Source organism: Tistrella mobilis (assembly GCF_041468085.1).
Lineage (GTDB): Bacteria > Pseudomonadota > Alphaproteobacteria > Tistrellales > Tistrellaceae > Tistrella > Tistrella mobilis_A.
This window is the reverse complement of record NZ_CP121017.1, coordinates 1,576,724-1,594,139: the sequence shown is the minus strand read 5'-3', so window position 1 is coordinate 1,594,139 and position 17,416 is coordinate 1,576,724. Positions and strand designations below refer to the sequence as shown.

Here is a 17,416-nt window from a genome sequence, read left to right as displayed (position 1 = left end):
GCAGGACCACGCCACGATCAAAGGGTTCGGCATCATCGGCAGCAGCCAGCGACGGGGCAAGCCATGGACATCACCGAGAACGGCATCGTTCACATCCGCCAGCCCGCCACCGCCCCCCAGCCGCGACGGGTGATGGTCTTCGACACCACACTGCGCGATGGCGAACAGGCGCCGGGCAATGTGATGTCGGCCGAGCAGAAAGTGTCGATGTTCCGCCGGCTGGATGCGCTGGGTCTCGATCTGGTCGAAGGCGGTTTTCCGGCCTCGTCGGGCGAGGATTTCGAAGCCTTCCGCGAAATGGCCCGGGGGCCCCGGGCCAGCAAGATCTGCGCCTTCTGTCGCGCGGCCGAACGCGATATCGACGTCATTGCCGATGGGCTGGGCTCCAGCGGCAATGCCCAGATCGAGATCCTGCTGGTCGGCTCGGAAATCCATCTGGAGCACAAGCGCCGGATCACCGCCGAAGAGGCCATCGAGGAAGCGGTGCGCAGCGTGCGCCATGCGGCCTCTCTGGGTTTCGACGACATCGCCGTCGCCCCGGAAGATGCCACCCGCGGCTCCCTGCCCTACCTGGAACGCCTGCTCAAGGCCTCGGTCGAGGCGGGGGCCCGAACGGTTGCGATCCCCGATACGGTCGGCTGCGCGCTGCCGCATGAATTCGCCGCCCTGGTCCGCGCCATGCGGTCCTGGGTCGGGCCGGATGTCATCCTCTCGGCCCATTGCCACGACGATATGGGGCTGGCACTCGCCAACACGCTGGCGGCGCTGGAGGCAGGCGCCGACAGCTTCCAGGCGACGCTCTGCGGCATCGGCGAGCGGGCCGGCAATACCGCGCTCGAAGAGGCGATCGCCCAGCTGCGCCTCAACGGCCCGCGCATGGGGCTTGCGACCGATGTGGCGCTGGAGCCGGTGATCGAGGCCGCCCATGCCCTGCGCAAGATGATCCACCTGCCGCTGATGCCGACGAAGCCGCTGCTGGGCGCCGAGGCCCGTACCGTCACCGCCCCCACCCATCTCGGCTGGACACGCACCGCCGAGGCCTGGCCCGTGCGGCCGGTGACGGCGGCCCGCCCCAATGCGGTGATGGTCGGCGGCACGCCGCGCAATGCCATCACCCGCCGTCTGGCCGAGGCCGGGGTGGTGATCGACATCGACAAGATCGATGCGGTCTGCGACCGGCTCGCGGCCGATCCGACGCCCGATCGCTTCAATGATCATGGTGCGCTGGTGGCGCTGTATCGCGAGGTCGCCGACAGCGGGACCGGGCTTCCCGGCTGATCCCGTATTCGCCTGCCCGCGCAGGGCCGGCTCGCTTTCCGCCCGGTTCTCTGTCCCGCAGGGCCTCCCGGCCCCTTCTGCTCCCGGCGATCATCATCGTCGGGAGCTTTTTTCCGCCGAATTGACAAGATTTTTTTGTGTTTGAAGCCGGTTCCACAATGCGCATCGTTTATATACAGTGCGGCAACGGGCCGGCGATATCCCCCTCAAGACATGATCCGGGCCCGGCACCATCCAGGGAGCGAGACCAGATGACCCAGTACCGTCACCCCGAGACGGCCGTTCTGCATGCGGGCTATCGTGCGGACCCCACCACCGGCGCGGTGGCGGTGCCGATCTACCAGACGACCTCGTATCAGTTCGAGAGCACCGCGAAGGCTGCCAACCTGTTCGCACTGTCGGAACTGGGCAACATCTATACCCGGATCATGAACCCGACCACCGACGTGCTGGAGCAGCGCCTGGCCGCCCTTGAGGGCGGTGTGGCGGCGCTCGCCGTCTCCTCGGGTCAGGCGGCCTCGGCGCTGGCGATCCAGAATCTCGCCCAGGCGGGCGACAATGTCGTCTCGTCGACCGATCTTTACGGCGGCACCTGGAATCTGTTTGCCAACACGCTGCGCCAGCAGGGCATCGAGGTCCGCTTCGTCGATCCGTCGGACCCCGAGAATTTCCGCCGCGCCACCGACGACCGCACCCGCGCCTATTACGGCGAGACCCTGCCCAACCCGAAGCTCCGGGTGTTCCCGATCGCCGAGGTTGCCGAGATCGGCAAGTCCTTCGGCATCCCGCTGATCATCGACAACACCGCCGCCCCGATCATCGCCCGGCCGCTGGAGCATGGTGCGGCCGTGGTGGTCTATTCCACCACCAAATATATCGGCGGCCACGGCACCTCGATCGGCGGCATCATCATCGACGGCGGCACTTTCGACTGGGAGGCCTTCCCCGAGCGTCAGCCGCTGCTGAACACCCCCGATGCCAGCTATCACGGCGCGGTCTGGACCCAGGCGGTGAAGCCGCTCGGCCCCATCGCCTATATCATCAAGGCCCGCGTCACCCTGCTGCGCGACCTGGGCTGCGCCGCTTCGCCCTTCAACGCCTTCCAGACCATCCAGGGCCTGGAGACGCTGCCGCTGCGCATGCGCGAGCACAACAAGAACGCGACCCTGGTCGCCAAGTTCCTGTCCGAGCATCCGGCGGTGCTGACCGTCACCCATCCGAGCCTGGCCGAGGGTGAGGCGCGCGCCCGTGCCGACAAGTATCTGAAGGGCGGCTATGGCGCGCTGATCGGCTTCGAGATCAAGGGCGGTGCCGAAGCCGGCCGCGCCTTCATCGAGGCGCTGAAGCTGCTCTACCATGTCGCCAATATCGGCGACGCCCGCAGCCTGGCGATCCACCCCGCCACCACCACCCACAGCCAGCTGTCGGAAGAGGAACAGAAGGCCTCGGGCGTCACCCCGGGTTATGTCCGCCTCTCGATCGGCATCGAGCATGTCGACGACATCATCGCCGACATCGAACAGGCTCTGGCGGTGGCGACGGCGGCCTGATCATCTGCTCCGGGTCAATGCCGGCGACGGGCGCATGGTTGCCACCATGCGCCCGTCGTTCTTTCGCACCCCACCCCGTCGTCCCGCGACCGACCAGGCTGTCTGCACTTTTCACATGGCTGCCGTGTTGTGGAATGGCAATTGACGCGAGCTTCACGGTGTTTTAGGGTAACGCCGTCGCGCCGATTTGAGCCACAGCTTGCGGGCGCGTTACAAATGCAGCTAAAGCGGAGGGGTCGGAAACCCGCGCGACGCTGTCACGCGGGTTTTTTCGTGTTTGGTCCGGCAGGTCTCCCGCAAGGGTGAGACGGCCGGACGGGATCAGGGTTGCAGCCGCCCCCGTGGCCCGATCCGACCGACAAGATGCAGGGACACCAGTCCAGATGCGGATTCTGAAGACGTTGGGCGGCGCGGCCGCCATCCTCGGCCTCCTCGCCGCAGGCGCAGCCCAGGCCGAAGAGATCAAGATCGGCGTGACCCCCGGCCCCCATGCCCAGATCCTGGAGAAGGTGAAGCCGATCGCCGCTGCCCGGGGCCTCGATATCGAGATCATCGAGTTCAGCGATTATGTGGTGCCGAACCAGGCGCTCGCCGCGGGCGACATCCAGGCGAACTCGTTCCAGCACCAGCCCTATCTCGACAACCAGAATGCCGATCGCGGCTATGATCTGGTGTCGATCGCCAAGACGGTGGTCTTCCCGCTCGGCATCTATTCGAAGAAGATCAAGAGCCTGGCCGATCTGAAGGATGGCGATTCGGTCGGCATTCCGAACGATCCGACCAATGGCGGTCGTGCACTGCTGCTGCTGCAGGCCCAGGGCGTTCTGAAGCTGCGCGAGGGCGCGGGCCTCAAGGCCACGCCGCTCGACATCGCAGAGAACCCGAAGAACCTGCGCATCATCGAACTCGATGCCGCCCAGCTGCCGCGCTCGCTCGACGACACCGCGGCCTCTGCCGTCAACACCAACTATGCCGTCGAGGCCGGGCTCGACCCGGTGAAGGATCCGATCGCGCGGGAAGCGGCGGAATCGCCCTATGCCAATGTGATCGCGGTCCGCAAGGTCGATGCCGACGCCGCCTGGGCCAAGACCCTGGTCGAGGCCTATCACGATCAGAAGATCAAGGACTGGATCAACGACCACTACAAGGGCGCGCTCGTCGTCGCCTGGTGATCCGTCCCGCAGATCTTGAAGAACGGGCCGGCCGGGGATATCCCCGGCCGGCCCGTTTGCATGTTGGGCTGGGGCGGTCAGGCTCAGGCCATCTCGTTGCGGGCGATGCCCGCCGCCTCCCAATAGCCCTCCTCCCAGGTGATGAAGCCCTGGGTATCGGTTTCATAGGGGTTGTCGGAGACGGTCTGACCGTCCAGGAAGGCAATGAAACCTTCCTGCAACTCGCGAACCACCGGCATCCTGCGCGTCGGCGCCTCGCCACTCTCGGTCGGCGGCTCGATCGCCCCGTCGAGCCCGGCGGCCGGATCGATCACCATGCCGCTGCGGCGGGCCAGATGGGCGCGAAATTCCGGGTAGCGCATGAGGACGGTATCATCGAGGCCTTCCGGATTCTCCTTCAAGGCCTCGCGGCCGCGATCGGTGATGCCGAGCAGGCCGTCGCCCACCCGTCGGATCAATCCCGCGACCAGCAGGCGCCGGAGATCGATCACCACCCGGCGATCGAATTCGGCCCGCGCCGCCGGATCGCAAAGCTCCGCTGCCTTGGGGGCGATGCGCGCCAGATCCTGCAGCAGACGCTGCCCCACCACGTGCTTGTCGGCCGGCTGCATGGTCAGCATCCGGAGCGCGGTGAGCATGATCGTCGAACTCGGCGGGCGGACCTCGGTTTGGAAGGGCATATGTGGCGTCCTCGACTTTGGTGCTCGGACCGGCGCCGATACCGGCCCTCTTGGTTCAACATGTGGCAGCGACGCGCAATCGTCACAAGGTCGAAAAAAAGGGCTTTTCAAGCGCACGCCGACTGGCTATAAACCGCGCACCCACTGAGACACGGTGGGGCACGCGAGAGGCTACGGGGGTGTAGCTCAGTTGGTTAGAGCGCCGGCCTGTCACGCCGGAGGCCGCGGGTTCAAGTCCCGTCACTCCCGCCACTCGCTCGGGTTTTGAAAACGCCCGGTTCATCTCTGGATGAGCCGGGCGTTTTCCTTTTGCGGCATTTGCAGCGGCCCGGTACGGCCGCGTGGAAGACTTGCGACCAGTGCCGGTTTGTCTGAGGCATGAATCTCTTGACGCGCATTGGTTTTCAATTAAACAACCCTTGATGTTGACGGCTGTCGCACCCCCTCCTAACCTTGACGGATCGCGGGCATCGACCGCGCGAGAGGGCATCAACCGCGACAGGGCACAAGGGGAGAGCCGGGGCAATGACCACGGTGCTGACCGATGAACTGATTCTGTGCGCCGCACCGCCCGGCGATCGGGATATCGATGCGGCCGGCTTCGCCTCGATCTGGCTGGCGGCCGATGTCTATGCCCGCGGCCAGCGGCTGCTGGGGCGGTCGGCCCGGGTGCTGGTGGCGGCGGGTGATGCGCCGCGGCCGCGCAGCGGACAGGATGGCAGCCCGCGGGACGGCATCGAAGAGGGCGGCCGCGCGGCCGCCACGCTGCGCCGCGCCGGCATCAGGATCGACGGCGTGCTCACCTTCCAGGGCGACGGGCCGGGGGTGCTGCCGCTGCGCCGCCAGCAGGGTCGCCAGCTGGGCGACAAGCCGATGCCGGTGCGCCTGACGGTCTTTGCCGGCCGCGACGCCCTCACCGCCCGCAGCCTGATCGAGGCGGTGGCCGAGATCCAGGATCTGGGGCCGATCACCGATACCAGGATCGTGGCGCCGCCGGCGCTGACCGATCTGTCCGGGCGCAGTTTCGATCCCTCCACCGGCCGGGCGATCTTCCTGAACGATCTGCTCGACCGGGTGCCGGCCGAGGCGCTGCGCTTCTATCTGGCGCTGATGTCGGAACCCCACGATGCCCGCGAACTGTCGCTGGCCGATCTGGCCCGCACCCATAATCTGTTCCTTGTCCGCGACCTCGGCACCTCGCTCGGCGCCATTGCCAATCTGGACCCGGTGGCCGGCACCGCCCTGCCCCAGGATCGCGCCGAAGACGATCTGATCGCCGATTTCCGCGCCCGGCTGCATGCGGCACTCGATGGCCGCAGCTTCTCTCTGGCGGCACTGGCCGGCGTGGTTCTGGGGCTGAACGGGCAGATGAAGCAGGCGCGGCTCTACGGCACGCCGGAGCGGATCCCGCGGCTCGCCGGCCTGTTCCAGCTGTTTGCGCGCCCGGTGATGCCCGCCACCGCCGATGCGGTCGCAGGCTTCCTGGGCCTCGGCACCGGCTGGGGCGAGGCCTGGGCCCGGGTCGGCGGCGAGATTCCGTCCTGCAGCGCCCGTTTCGTACGCGGCGCGGCCCCCGGGTTCGAAACGGTCGACGAGGCGGATCTGGTTGCCCTGGAAAGCGGATCGGTCGCCGCCTGACCGGGCGGACACACCAGCCTGACACGAAAAACGGCGGCCGCTTCGCAGCGCCGCCGTTCGCATACCCAAAGTGTCCCTGCGTCAGCCGAACAAGCTGTTGCGTCAGTCGAACAGGCTGTCGATATCGCTCTGCGACACCCGGCTGGCGTCGTCGACCGGGCCATTGAGCAGCCGGGCATCGCCCTCGCGCTCGGCCGGCGGCGGCAGGGCCGCCACCTGATCATGGCCCACGATTTCCAGCAGCTCTTCCAGATGGGCATCGACCTGCTGAAGCACCTTGCGCACCTTGGCGATGCGCTGACCGGTCAGATCCTGGAAGCCGCAAGCCTCGTAGAGTGCGGTGATCGCCATGCCGGCATTGTCCAGCGCCGCACGGGCCTGGCTGTCAGGCGACAGCTCGGCACTCACCGCATCCAGCGCGGTTTCGATCGCTTCGATCTGCGACAGGATCGCCTCGGTCGCGGCCTCGGTGCCTTCGACCACCCCTTCCAGCGCCTGGGTGGCGGATGCCAGCGGGTCTTCGCTCGCGGCCGGATGCCTCAGCACCGCGACCGCACGCCTGATCCGATCGATGGGCGCGGCCTGCGGCATTTCCATGCCGACATCGCCCCAGTCGATATCATCGTCTGCAGGCTCGGTCTCGTCCATCGCCATCCGTGCCCGTCTCCTGGCCGTCACGTCGTCCGGCCGGGGCCGGACCACTTCCCTCGGGCGCCGTCCAGGCGCCCGAGGGCAAAGTTTAAGGCATTCACCCCGGGCGGGAAAGCATCCCTGACCGGCTTTTTCGCAGTGCGGCAGAGACATGTGCCGCGTCGCCGCTCAGAATGCAGGACGGGCGGTAAAGAATGCGTCAACGCAACCACACGTGATGCAGATATCGCAGCCGGGCGTCGACCGGCGATGTTCGGCCGCAGGGCTTGATCACTCGCCGAAGACGCGCAGGAAATTTCCGGCATAGAAGGCGGCGCGCTCTGCCTCTGTGCAACCGCCGAGCGTGGCATCGAAGGATGCGACAGGGTCCCGGCCGCCTTCGATATGCGGATAATCGGTAGAAAACGCATAGAGCCGGCTGTCGGACGCCCGGATCAACGCCCCCACATCCTCGTGGTGATAGGGCGTGAACAGACACTGGTCCAGAATCTGTTCCGAGGGCCGGCGGGCCGGCGCCCGGCCCGCGCCGCGGAAGATCTGCGCGGCCGCGCCATCCAGGCGGCGCATCATCCCGGGCACCCAGCCGCCGCCGAATTCCGCGATCAGGCACTGCAGGCCCGGATAGCGCTGCAGCACGCCGTCGAAGATCAACCGGCTCAGAAAAATCTCCACGCGCTCGGAGACGAAGACGACCTGATCCGACCGCGGCGCATCATCGCCTTCCAGCATCTCGAACGGCACGATCTCGCCCGTGGCGGCCATCTGCCGTGCCACGTCGGGCGGCGGCATGATATGGCAGGCCAGCACCAACCCCGCCTCGGCCATGCGGGCCCAGACCGGCTCCAGGCTTCGCGGGTGGAAGGCATAGTCGGGCAGGCCCTGATGCGGCAGCCACACCGCGCGCAGCCCCAGGCGGATGATATGCTCGATCTCGTCCCGCGCCAGGGCCGGGTCGTCGATCGGCAGCAACCCCACCCCCGCCAGCCGGGCATCACCGGCACAGAAGGCAGCGATCGCGCGATTGAGCGCCCGCGCAGCCCCATAGGCCAGCGCCGGCCCCTGCATTCCATAGAAGACCGGCACCACGGCAAAGGACGGAAACACGACCTGCCTGCGCAGCCCCAGCAGATCGAGTGCCAGACGACGCTCCTCTCCGCTGAAGGCACCCAGCGCGTGATAGTCCTTTGGGCCCGCCAGAAGATCGCCGCCATGGGCCATCAGCGCCGCGACGGTCTCGGCGGAATGATGGCCCCGGGTGATCGCCTCCCCCACCGTCTCCCGCCGTCGCCCGGTATCCATGCCGATCCGCGGCAGGGCATCGCGAAGATCCGGATCGGCATGCTGACGCAGAAAATCCGGCAGCTCCATGATATGGCTGTCGGCATCGCAGATCAGCCGTGGCAGGCCATCAGTCATCCTCCGCCTCCCGTCATGGCCAGCAGCCGGGCCCGCATATGGATGCGAAAGGCGTCCTGCAGCTCCGCAACGGTGAAGCGATATCCGGCCGCACCGGCCAGGGCCATCAGGCCATCATAGTCCTCGGCCGCCGCCGCCTCTGGTCGCCGACGCTCTGTCCCCAGAAAGGCGAGCGCCGCCCTGATACCGGTTATCGACATGTCAGCCCTCCCCCTCATGTGCAGGCAGTTGCCGCAGCGAAGGCAAGCAGCACGCCGGCCGTGGTGAAAATGCGCCGGTCATCGGGCACGTCCAGGAAGTCCATATGGCCATCCATCTGGTCGGGCCGCGGCCAGATCATGTCCGCGCCGGTCATCCAGCTGCCGTCGCTCAATTGCCGAGACAACAGCCCCGCCAGAACATCCCCGGCGCCCGCCCGATCACCACCGGCGATCAGCACGCGGGCGATCGCCGCGGCACGGAACGGGCTCTGCGCCGCCGGATCCTGCCGCCGGGCCCAGGCAACCGCCCGATCGACGACCGCCCGGTCGCCATGTGCCGCCAGCGCCTCGGCGGCGAGCGCGGTCGGATAGGCGGGGCTGCGCCACCAATAGGGCCGCCAGCTGCCATCCGCCGCCTGGTTCCGCTGCAACAGCGGGATCAGCCGGTCGGGCAGAAGCAGCGCACAATTGGCCATGACGCAGGCATGGCTGGCCCGCCAGCCGGTATCCACGACCCCGTCCTCGGCAAACCGGATCGCGGTCCCGGCTCCATAGGTCTGAAAGCCGCCATCGGTCAGATGGCCGCGCAGGAAATCCCGGGCCGCAGCGACGACCGGCAGGCTTTCAGGCGCCGCCACCGCCATCAGCGCCTTGATGATCGAGGCGGTGGTGTCGGTATCGACCGGCGCGATCTCGTTATGTCCCCAGCCGCCGCCGGGCCGCACACGACCGCACAGCACCTGCAGGGCCGCCGCCGCACCGGCGCGCGCATCCTCGCCGCCGGTTGCAGCCAGCGCCAGGGCCGCAACGCCCGTGACCCAGTTGTTGCAGCCGCCATTGATCCGGTTGAAATCGCCCCAGAGACCGTTCTGCTGGCGGGCGCGCAGCAGAAAGCCCACCGCATCGGCCACGGCCTCAGGGATGGATGGCCGCGGGTGGAAGGCGAGCCCCGCGGGCAACGTCACCTCGGCCGGCCGGCCATGGCCGATCTGCCAGTGATGCTCGGCCGCGATATAGGCCTTGGCCTGCGCAACGCCATCGGCCGCAATCGCAAGCTTCAGGTGCGAGACATGACAGCGGACCATGGGCCAGGCGTCTCGGGGCCCCCGGATCGTGGGCAGGATCCACGCCGCCGGCCAGGGCCGGTCAGCATCGTCGACGGCGATGGTCGCCTCGACTTCCCCCAGGGCCACACGTTTTTCAGCCGCGCAAAGGTCGTGTCGGCACAGGTGATCCAGGATCCGGTCCCAGCGCGCCGAGGGCAGCGGATGGTCGCAGAAGATTTCCAAACCGATCGAGGGTTGCAGCGCGCCGTCGACGAGATCGACCCCCACCGTCACCCGATCCGCCGCCTCGACCAGCGCCGCGAAATGGCCCGAGACGGCCGCGACATTCCCCGGCCAGCCGAGCCGGCCCAGCAGCCCCGGCAGGTCCGCCGGTCCGATGCCCCGATAATTCACCCGAATCGCGTTGCTGCGGCCGGACATCACGCCGACATGGCCGATCGAGACCGGGCCGTCCACGACCGCGAACAAGGCATCGGACAGGCGCCCGTCCTGCGCGTTGCGAAGCCCGGCCACCACCCGGCGCAGGGTATCGCGTCGGGCGGCCCGGCTGTCCGCGGCTTCGAACCGCAGATCACTGGCCAGAAACAGCGCCGGCAGATGCGGCCCTGCGCCATCGGTCGGCGCATCCCATTCCAGATAGAGCTGATCGAACCGGTCCTGGAGCCCGTCCTCATCCGCCGCCCAGTCGCGCAGGAAACCGGTCAGCCCGGCCCCGGCCCAGGCGCCACCCCCCTGATCCAGATGGTGCCGCAGGATCAGCGGATCATCCTCGCGGCGGGTGATCATCTGGTGCAGGTCCACCGCCCCGTCGACGGCCGCCACCCCGCCGCCCAGCCGGATTTCCAGCGCCAGTCGCGGCACAGGCGGCAGCTGCCGGGCGGCATCCCTGATCGCCCGGCGTCTGGCCGGCGCGACCAGTACATCGGCCAGCCGGTGCGACAGAACATCGAAGCAGCCGGCCGGTGACAGGCCGGGGATGGCAGGATCAGGCCGCAACGCAGCCGCCTTCGGCGAGCCTGGCATCGACGGCAGCCGCGGCGGTGATGAGCGCGTCCAGCCGATCGGGCAGGCGCACCCGACAGATTGCCGCCTGCCGCAGCAGCCCGCCAGTCACGCGCATCGCCTCCCGTGTCGGACGGGCAGACGGGTTCAAAGGATCGGGGGTCAGATTGGCGACCAGCCCGGGCAGGGCCTGGACGCCGCCCAGGCGGCACCAATCCGGCGTCTCAAGATCGGAGCCACGCGGGTCGAGCAGCAATACCGCCCGAATGGGGACCTCGGATGGCGGGGTGCCGGCGGTCGGGGCCGGCAGCACGAATTTGTTGCCGGCAGCCCTCGGATTGGTCCAGCGGGTTGCGAGCGTGGCCGGATCGAAGCCCAGCGCCCGTGCGGTATCGGCATTGACCCGCGGCACCGTGCCGCCCGCCGTCGCAAAGCAATGTCCGTTGCGTTCGACGATCCGCACCAGATCATCGGCAATCAGCTGCCAGCCGACCCGGCTCAGCGCCGCCGACAGGCTGGACTTGCCGGCCCCCTTCTGCCCCATGATCAGGATCGCCGCATCCTGCTTCACCAGGGCCGCCGCATGAAACGACACCAAGCCCATCCGCGACAGAATGGTGCGCATCACGGGTTCCGTGAACAGGCCATACAGATCTGACCAGGCCAGCCTGACCAGGCTTTCGGACAGCAGGACGCGCCCGTCACCGGAAATCCGGAAGCGGCAGATCGGCATGCCCTCGGAGTCGCCATAACTCTGCTCAATCCAGACCGTCTCTTCGTGCCGGATGACTGCCGCCGTGCCATAGGGCAGATCGGGAACCACCAGGGCGTCGCTGACAGCTCTGTCCCGCCAGACGATGTCCGCACCGCCTTCGACTGCGCTGCCGGCTGCGTCCTCATCTGCCCTTCCGCAGATGGCGACAGACAGACCACAGATCGTGGCGCGCATTCAAAAACTCCATGCCGATGTGGGCCTGCGTCGTGACGAGATCAATGGCACCATGCGGCGCATAACGCCTTGCCATCGACGACAGGCCAACCGGCCTGCCGCATCGATGATCAGGCCGCTAAGAGGCGGTCACGCTTCCGCGATACCTGTTCAGGACTGATAGGCTGCGTCCGCGATGGTGCTACCGCTGCTCTGCGTCAGCGCCTCGACCGTCCCATGCTCTTTCAGCGCAGAAGGTTCGAACACAGCCCGGCTCTTCTCCGGGCTCACGAGATCAGAGCGTTCATGAGACATTCAGATACCCTCTCTTAAAAACTATATTTAGTATAAACTCGACGCAGCCGCGGGGTAAAGTGCACATGTGGGGCTTAATCAAGCCTCCACCCTCAGGCAACTTGGCCAAGTATTACGAAACTTTCCGCCAAAGACCATCACATACCCGATGACAGGAAAACTCCTGAATGCCGTCGATCTATCGCTTTACGCCGGACGTGCTTGAGGTCGAAGTCGAATCCGACGTCATGCTGCTCGACTATGCGTCAGGGAAATATTTCGGCCTGACCGGCGCCGTCAGCCGGCTGACGGCGCCACTGCGGGACGGGGCATCCCTGGACGAGATGGTGGCTCATGTGACCGATTACTACGACGTCACCGAGGTAGACGCCCGCGTCGATCTTGCACGCATCCTGGCCGAGCTTCAGGCCGCCGGTCTTGTCGTGGCGGCCGAGGCCTGATCGTTGCCGGACTTGTGCATGGTTCCGATCACTCGTCCAGAATCTCCTCGCGCTGTTCCTCATACTCGTCAGGCGTGATCGCGCCCTTGTCATAGGCGCCCTTCATGTCGGTCAGCGCCTCGCCCTTGGTGCGGCCGTCGACCGCGACCGAGTCGTCGCCCCCACCGCAGGCGGCAAGCCCGGTGGCCAGACCCATGGCGACCACGGCCGCCGCCAGCATGCGCAAGGGGTGGCGGGCGGCGGCGGTGTCGGCGGCGGTGACCTCGGTGGTTTCGGCTTCGCGATACATGATCGGGCTCCATTCCGGTTGGCTCATGAACCGGAACTGGGCCATCCGGCCCCCGCCCTCAAGCGCTGCACGGTCTTGTCACCGCCTTGGCGCCGTGCCGTCACGGGGCGGCACCCTCTGCCCCCGAATGGACATGGAACCCGAAGAGCGAGGGGGAGAAACGACGAAGCCGCCGCTGCGAATGACCCTGATCGGGCCGGCAGCGACGGCTTCGGAGAATATGGTGCCCAGGGGCGGATTTGAACCACCGACACGCGGATTTTCAATCCGCTGCTCTACCAACTGAGCTACCTGGGCGTGTCCCGCTGCGGCGTCCGCCGCGGCGTGGGTGGGGTTATAGGGCAAAGCCGGACGGCTGTAAAGCGCCGTTTTCAGCGAAAATGAACATCCGATGACGATGGTTGATCCGTCAAGGGCTTGGCCCGGAACCACCCCCGCCAGAGGGCATGTCCGCGCCTTAATGCTTCAGGCTGTCGGCCGACCACAGCTCGCTGTCGGCCTCGTCGGCCGGGCCGCCGGCCACGACGTAATTGCCGCTCAGCCAGCGGTTCAGATCGATATCGGCGCAGCGCTTGCAGCAGAACGGCCGGTAGCGGGCCAGCTCCGGATCGGGCTTGCGCGGGCGGCCGCAGACCGGGCAGCTGCCCTGGCCGGCGGTGGCGTCATGGGTGTGGTCATGGCTCATGGGATCGGTCCCCTCTTCCGGGACGCCGGCGTCCGGAAGGCAGGCCGGGTGCAGGGCCGCTCAATCCCGCTCCACCAGATCGAAGGCGTCGCGGGCGAGCGCCGGGTCGGCACGGACCTCCAGCACGGCGTCGGTCAGTTCGGCCACCGCCTCGACCATGCCGAGACGGGGATCAGTCAGCAGCGCCGCCACTTCCGGCGCCGCCATCACCGTCAACGCCCGGGCGGCCACCTTGCCCGGGCGGGGGCGGAGCAGCAGGCGGCGCGCGGCGCGCATCACCTCATATGCGACCGTCTCGGCGGATTTCACCCGGCCGGTGCCGCCGCAGGCCTGGCAGTCCTCGGTCAGCACCTGGGCCAGGCTCTCGCGGCCGCGCTTGCGGGTCATCTGGACCAGGCCCAGCTCCGACATCGGCAGCACGGTCGTAGCCGCGCGGTCGGCGACCATCGCCGCGCGGAAGGCGTCATAAAGCTTCTGGCGGTTCTCCGCCCGCTCCATATCGATGAAATCGATGACGATCAGCCCGCCCAGATTGCGCAGACGCAACTGATGGGCGATGACCTCGGCGGCTTCCAGATTGGTGTGCAGCACCGTCGCTTCCTGGTCGGCCTCGCCGACGAAACGACCGGTGTTCACGTCGATCGAGGTCAGCGCCTCGGTCTGATCGATAACGACAAAACCGCCGGACGGCAGGCGCACCCGCGGCTGCAGGGCCTCGGCGATCACCTCTTCGACGTCGAAGACCTCGAAAAGTGCCTCGGGCCGGTCCCAGAGCCGGATGCGATCTTCCAGATGCGGCATGAAACGGCGGGCAAATGCCAGCGCACGTTCATAGGCGACCGGCTCGTCGACCAGGATCTCGGCCACGCCTTCCTGCGCCTGGTCGCGCAGCGCCCGCAGCAGCGGGTCCAGGTCCAGATGCAGCGGCCGGGGCGCGCCGCCGCGGGCGGCAGAGGCTTCCAGATCCGCCCAGAGCGTGCGCAGATACTGGGCGTCGGCCTGAAGTTCCTCGGACGTCGCCCCTTCGGCGGCGGTGCGGACGATGAAGCCGCCCTCGCCCGCCTCGGCCAGAGGCTGCACGATGTCATGCAGACGCTGGCGCTCGGCCTCGCTCTCGATCCGGCGCGACACCCCCACCCCACCCTGAAAGGGGGTGAAGACCAGATGCCGGCCGGGCAGGCTGATATTGGCGGTCAGCCGCGCGCCCTTGCCCTTCACCGCATCCTTGGTCACCTGGACCATGATCTGGTCGCCATCGGCCACGCAGTCGCCGATGGTCAGCCGGCGCGGGCGGGTATGGGGCACCGGAGCCGCGCTGGCGGCGACACCCGGTTCTTCCGTCTCATCGTCCGGCTCCAGCGCCGCGGTCACCGCAGCTGCGGCAGCGGCTGCCGCGGCCGCCGAGGCGGCGGCGGCTTCGGCCGCCTCTCGCGACAGGCGGTCGGCGGCCGCCCGGGCCCGCGGCAGCACGCGGGCATCATCGGCGTGCAGGAAGGCGTTGCGCCCCAGCCCCACACCGACGAAGGCCGCCTGCATGCCCGGCAGCACGCGCGACACCTTGCCCAGATAGATATTCCCGACCGCGCTGCGATGGGCCTGGCGTTCGATCACGATATCGACAACGCGGTCGCCCTCGATGAGCGCGACCCGGGTCTCGTGTTCCGCCTGGTCGATCAGCAGCCGGTTGGTCATATGGTGGCCTCTCCGATCATCAGGCTGGCGTCGGCAGCGGTGATGTCGATGCCCGATGCCGCCAGCAGCACCGCGGTCTCGACCAGCGGCAGCCCGACGACATTGGGGTACGACCCGCTCACGAACGGAATGAAGGCCGCCGCCCGGCCCTGGATGGCATAACCGCCGGCCTTGCCCTCCCATTCGCCAGAGGCGAGATAGGCGCGGAACTCGGCCTCGGACAGGCGCTTGAAACCGACCTGGGTGGTCACCAGCCGCGAGCGCGCCCGGCCGTTGGCGTCGATCACGCAGAGCCCGCCGTGAACCCGATGCCGGCGCCCCGACAGCAGTTCCAGAAAGCGCCGCGCTTCGGCCGCATCACGCGGCTTGCCCAGCGCCCGGCGCCCGGCCGCCACCACCGTATCGGCCGCCAGCACCACGGCCCCGTCGGCCAGGGCCCCCAGTGCCGCACGGGCCGCCATGGCCTTGGCGATCGCCAGGCGCAGGGCCAGCGCGCGGGGGGCTTCGTCCCTGAGTGGGGTCTCGTCGATATCGGCGGCCTGGACCAGATCGGGCACAAGGCCGATCTGTTTCAGCAGATCCAGCCGGCGCGGCGATGCCGAGGCGAGCACCAGACGCGGACGCGCGAAATGGCCGGCCGGGCCATGATCGCCCGCCGGTCCGCCGTCCCCCGCTCCGCCGGTGCAACCGCCGGCAGCGGCCGCTTCGTCGGGCGCGGACACGCCGCGCCTCACTTGAAGCGGTAGGTGATGCGTCCCTTGGTCAGGTCGTAGGGGGTCATCTCGACCGTCACCCGGTCGCCCGCCAGGACCCGGATGCGGTTCTTGCGCATCTTGCCCGAGGTATGGGCCAGGATCTCGTGCTCGTTGTCGAGCTTTACGCGAAACATCGCGTTGGGCAGGAGCTCCGTAACGGTGCCCTGGAATTCGATAACGTCTTCCTTCGCCATGTAACCTTCTGCTTCCGTATGTAATCTGGGGGAAAACCGAACGCACGCGCCGCACGCGGCGGTCGCCGCGGCGGCGCGGGAAACTTTTGCGGGATCCGGCGACGGGATAAGCGCCCGCCGGAAACGAGCGGCGAATTATCGACCGGAGGCGCCCGGGACGCAACCTTTATCGGTGATGCGCCCGGACGTCCCTTTGCATCAGCGCAAAGCCCGCCCCGAGAAGCAGCGCCACGGCCGAGACCGCCAGCCCCGCCTGCAGCCCGCCCAGATCGGCGAACCAGCCGGCGACGACCGGGCCGGCCGTCTGGCCGGCTGCAAACAGCAGGGTGAAGACGGCGACCGCCCGCCCCCAGGCTTCCCGCGGCAGGGATTTGCGCAGGAAGGCGGTCGCTGCGGCAGGCGTGATGAAGAAGGCGCCGCCGAACAGCACGGCCGACACCAGCATCAACGGCAGCGACGCCCCCAGAAGCGGCAGGGCCGCACCGATGGCGACCACCAGGATGGTGGCGGCCATTGGCCGGCCGCCGGACCATTGGGCAAGCGGGCGCCGCCAGAAGCGGTGAGAACAGGCGGTGAAGACGCCCAGCACCACCCAGACGAGGGCCATCCGGGTCGCGGATGCGCCGGCTTCGGCCATCCAGGCCATGACGAAGGTCATGTACCCGATATAGCCGAAGGCGAAGAGCAGATAGCCGGTGGCAAGCCAGCGGAAACGGGCCAGCGACCATCGGGTCGACGACAATGGGGCCGACGACAATGAGGACGGCGCGTCCGAACGGGGCCGGACAGGCACGGCCCGGGCCGCCGCCCAGGTTCCGAGACAGCAGGCGGCCGACAGCAGGCCCAGAACCAGCCATGCCGCATGCCATCCACCATCGCCATAGATCGTGAAAAGCCAGGGCAAGGCGCCACCCGACAGCGCAATACCAAGCCCCCCACCCGAGAAATAGACCGCGATCGCCTGCGCGGCACGCCGGGGATCGCCGTCACCGATGCCGGCTGCGAGCACACCACCCGAGATGAAGACGAAGGCCCCGCCGATGCCGGCAACCGCCCGCAGGACCAGCAGAAACAGATAGTCGACCACCAGGCCCGACGCGATCAGCGCCACCGCCGTCATGACCATGCCCAGATTGAACAGCCGCCGGGCGCCGACCCGATCGATCAGGGCGAGTGTCGCCACCGCGCCGGCCAGGTAGCCGAGGGCATTGGCGGTGTTGACCTGGCCCGCCTGGGTATAGGTCCAGCCAAGGTCGTTGCGCATCGCCGGCAGGATCAGGGCGAAAGCGAAGCGGGCAAGCCCGTTGGACGCCGCCGGGCCAAGTGACAGGCCCAGCGCCACCAGGTATTCGCGTCGCAATACATGCTGATTATCCACAATCCGCCTCCGGAACATCGAGTCCGGAGGGCATGAATTTTTGACCGATCCAACCAGTCATACCCATGCCCTTCCCGGCACAGGGT

The 17,416-nt window shown here is 67.8% G+C and carries 18 protein-coding genes, 2 tRNA genes and 1 riboswitch; of the genes, 7 read left to right on the top strand and 13 right to left on the bottom strand.

Annotated elements, in window-relative coordinates; all coding sequences use genetic code 11:
• Window positions 1-63 precede the first annotated feature (63 nt).
• The 3 genes from P7L68_RS13080 to P7L68_RS13070 all read left to right on the top strand — a co-directional run bounded on the left by P7L68_RS13080 (window position 64) and on the right by P7L68_RS13070 (window position 4,000).
• Window positions 64-1,278: a LeuA family protein gene (locus P7L68_RS13080; RefSeq protein ID WP_372006057.1), complete on the top strand. Its 1,215-nt coding sequence runs from the start codon at window positions 64-66 to the stop codon at window positions 1,276-1,278.
• A 251-nt stretch (window positions 1,279-1,529) separates the two neighbouring features.
• Window positions 1,530-2,828, top strand: a complete 1,299-nt coding sequence (locus P7L68_RS13075; protein ID WP_372006055.1) for an O-acetylhomoserine aminocarboxypropyltransferase/cysteine synthase family protein — start codon at window positions 1,530-1,532, stop codon at window positions 2,826-2,828.
• Window positions 2,829-2,997: 169 nt separating this feature from the next.
• Window positions 2,998-3,075, top strand: a riboswitch (SAM riboswitch).
• 145 nt (window positions 3,076-3,220) lie between these two features.
• A complete protein-coding gene (locus P7L68_RS13070; RefSeq protein WP_372006840.1) occupies window positions 3,221-4,000 on the top strand; it encodes a MetQ/NlpA family ABC transporter substrate-binding protein in 780 nt (259 codons plus the stop codon).
• Between the two features lie 83 nt (window positions 4,001-4,083).
• On the opposite strand, the gene P7L68_RS13065 is transcribed toward P7L68_RS13070, so the two are convergent.
• Window positions 4,084-4,638 carry a hypothetical protein gene (locus P7L68_RS13065; RefSeq protein WP_372006053.1) on the bottom strand — a complete coding sequence of 185 codons (555 nt, stop codon included), beginning with the start codon at window positions 4,636-4,638 and terminating at the stop codon, window positions 4,084-4,086.
• Between P7L68_RS13065 and P7L68_RS13060 the strand changes: the two genes are divergently transcribed.
• The 3 genes from P7L68_RS13060 (at window position 4,637) to P7L68_RS13050 (ending at window position 6,318) form a co-directional block, all read left to right on the top strand.
• Window positions 4,637-4,828, top strand: coding sequence for a hypothetical protein (locus P7L68_RS13060; protein WP_372006051.1), 192 nt, complete (start codon window positions 4,637-4,639; stop codon window positions 4,826-4,828). The two genes, P7L68_RS13065 and P7L68_RS13060, sit on opposite strands and share 2 nt — an antisense overlap.
• Window positions 4,829-4,855: 27 nt before the next feature.
• Window positions 4,856-4,932, top strand: a tRNA-Asp gene (locus P7L68_RS13055).
• Between the two features lie 273 nt (window positions 4,933-5,205).
• Window positions 5,206-6,318 carry a class I tRNA ligase family protein gene (locus P7L68_RS13050; protein ID WP_372006049.1) on the top strand — a complete coding sequence of 371 codons (1,113 nt, stop codon included), beginning with the start codon at window positions 5,206-5,208 and terminating at the stop codon, window positions 6,316-6,318.
• Between the two features lie 102 nt (window positions 6,319-6,420).
• On the opposite strand, the gene P7L68_RS13045 is transcribed toward P7L68_RS13050, so the two are convergent.
• From P7L68_RS13045 to P7L68_RS13025, 5 genes are all read right to left on the bottom strand, one after another.
• Window positions 6,421-6,972: a protein phosphatase CheZ gene (locus tag P7L68_RS13045; protein WP_372006047.1), complete on the bottom strand. Its 552-nt coding sequence runs from the start codon at window positions 6,970-6,972 to the stop codon at window positions 6,421-6,423.
• Window positions 6,973-7,239: 267 nt separating this feature from the next.
• On the bottom strand, window positions 7,240-8,385 hold the full coding sequence (locus tag P7L68_RS13040; protein ID WP_372006046.1) for an amidohydrolase family protein: 1,146 nt from the start codon (window positions 8,383-8,385) through the stop codon (window positions 7,240-7,242).
• Window positions 8,382-8,585 carry a hypothetical protein gene (locus tag P7L68_RS13035; protein WP_372006044.1) on the bottom strand — a complete coding sequence of 68 codons (204 nt, stop codon included), beginning with the start codon at window positions 8,583-8,585 and terminating at the stop codon, window positions 8,382-8,384. Before P7L68_RS13035 ends, P7L68_RS13040 begins: the two co-directional genes overlap by 4 nt.
• A gap of 14 nt (window positions 8,586-8,599) precedes the next feature.
• A complete protein-coding gene (locus tag P7L68_RS13030) occupies window positions 8,600-10,648 on the bottom strand; it encodes a hypothetical protein (RefSeq protein ID WP_372006042.1) in 2,049 nt (682 codons plus the stop codon).
• Entirely contained in the window at window positions 10,638-11,477 is an 840-nt protein-coding gene (locus P7L68_RS13025) for a hypothetical protein (RefSeq protein WP_372006040.1), read from the bottom strand. The genes P7L68_RS13030 and P7L68_RS13025 overlap by 11 nt, the downstream gene beginning before the upstream one ends.
• Before the next feature lie 587 nt (window positions 11,478-12,064).
• Here P7L68_RS13025 and P7L68_RS13020 point away from each other — a divergent pair.
• Complete coding sequence (locus tag P7L68_RS13020) at window positions 12,065-12,337, top strand: PqqD family protein (RefSeq protein WP_372006038.1); 273 nt, start codon at window positions 12,065-12,067, stop codon at window positions 12,335-12,337.
• A gap of 28 nt (window positions 12,338-12,365) precedes the next feature.
• Here P7L68_RS13020 and P7L68_RS13015 read toward each other — a convergent pair whose 3' ends face one another.
• The 7 genes from P7L68_RS13015 to P7L68_RS12985 all read right to left on the bottom strand — a co-directional run bounded on the left by P7L68_RS13015 (window position 12,366) and on the right by P7L68_RS12985 (window position 17,330).
• Entirely contained in the window at window positions 12,366-12,626 is a 261-nt protein-coding gene (locus P7L68_RS13015) for an SHOCT domain-containing protein (RefSeq protein ID WP_372006036.1), read from the bottom strand.
• Between the two features lie 221 nt (window positions 12,627-12,847).
• Window positions 12,848-12,923: transfer RNA gene (locus P7L68_RS13010), tRNA-Phe, on the bottom strand.
• A gap of 160 nt (window positions 12,924-13,083) precedes the next feature.
• Window positions 13,084-13,311: a DNA gyrase inhibitor YacG gene (locus P7L68_RS13005; RefSeq protein ID WP_372006034.1), complete on the bottom strand. Its 228-nt coding sequence runs from the start codon at window positions 13,309-13,311 to the stop codon at window positions 13,084-13,086.
• 60 nt (window positions 13,312-13,371) lie between these two features.
• The gene (locus P7L68_RS13000) at window positions 13,372-15,003 is read right to left on the bottom strand and encodes a ribonuclease E/G (protein WP_372006032.1); all 1,632 of its coding nucleotides are present in this window, start codon (window positions 15,001-15,003) and stop codon (window positions 13,372-13,374) included.
• On the bottom strand, window positions 15,000-15,614 hold the full coding sequence (locus P7L68_RS12995) for a nucleoside triphosphate pyrophosphatase (protein WP_372006839.1): 615 nt from the start codon (window positions 15,612-15,614) through the stop codon (window positions 15,000-15,002). Before P7L68_RS12995 ends, P7L68_RS13000 begins: the two co-directional genes overlap by 4 nt.
• Window positions 15,615-15,733: 119 nt before the next feature.
• The gene (gene infA / locus P7L68_RS12990) at window positions 15,734-15,952 is read right to left on the bottom strand and encodes a translation initiation factor IF-1 (RefSeq protein WP_014744523.1); all 219 of its coding nucleotides are present in this window, start codon (window positions 15,950-15,952) and stop codon (window positions 15,734-15,736) included.
• A gap of 166 nt (window positions 15,953-16,118) precedes the next feature.
• Window positions 16,119-17,330: a YbfB/YjiJ family MFS transporter gene (locus P7L68_RS12985; protein ID WP_372006030.1), complete on the bottom strand. Its 1,212-nt coding sequence runs from the start codon at window positions 17,328-17,330 to the stop codon at window positions 16,119-16,121.
• Window positions 17,331-17,416: the final 86 nt, after the last annotated feature.

Coding starts and splice junctions, on each gene's coding strand:
- P7L68_RS13080 (WP_372006057.1), top strand. CDS start 64: ATGGACATCACCGAGAACGGCATCGTTCACATCCGCCAGCCCGCCACC.
- P7L68_RS13075 (WP_372006055.1), top strand. CDS start 1,530: ATGACCCAGTACCGTCACCCCGAGACGGCCGTTCTGCATGCGGGCTAT.
- P7L68_RS13060 (WP_372006051.1), top strand. CDS start 4,637: ATGATCGTCGAACTCGGCGGGCGGACCTCGGTTTGGAAGGGCATATGT.
- P7L68_RS13065 (WP_372006053.1), bottom strand. CDS start 4,638: ATGCTCACCGCGCTCCGGATGCTGACCATGCAGCCGGCCGACAAGCAC.
- P7L68_RS13050 (WP_372006049.1), top strand. CDS start 5,206: ATGACCACGGTGCTGACCGATGAACTGATTCTGTGCGCCGCACCGCCC.
- P7L68_RS13045 (WP_372006047.1), bottom strand. CDS start 6,972: ATGGCGATGGACGAGACCGAGCCTGCAGACGATGATATCGACTGGGGC.
- P7L68_RS13040 (WP_372006046.1), bottom strand. CDS start 8,385: ATGACTGATGGCCTGCCACGGCTGATCTGCGATGCCGACAGCCATATC.
- P7L68_RS13035 (WP_372006044.1), bottom strand. CDS start 8,585: ATGTCGATAACCGGTATCAGGGCGGCGCTCGCCTTTCTGGGGACAGAG.
- P7L68_RS13020 (WP_372006038.1), top strand. CDS start 12,065: ATGCCGTCGATCTATCGCTTTACGCCGGACGTGCTTGAGGTCGAAGTC.
- P7L68_RS13015 (WP_372006036.1), bottom strand. CDS start 12,626: ATGTATCGCGAAGCCGAAACCACCGAGGTCACCGCCGCCGACACCGCC.
- P7L68_RS13005 (WP_372006034.1), bottom strand. CDS start 13,311: ATGAGCCATGACCACACCCATGACGCCACCGCCGGCCAGGGCAGCTGC.
- P7L68_RS13000 (WP_372006032.1), bottom strand. CDS start 15,003: ATGACCAACCGGCTGCTGATCGACCAGGCGGAACACGAGACCCGGGTC.
- infA (WP_014744523.1), bottom strand. CDS start 15,952: ATGGCGAAGGAAGACGTTATCGAATTCCAGGGCACCGTTACGGAGCTC.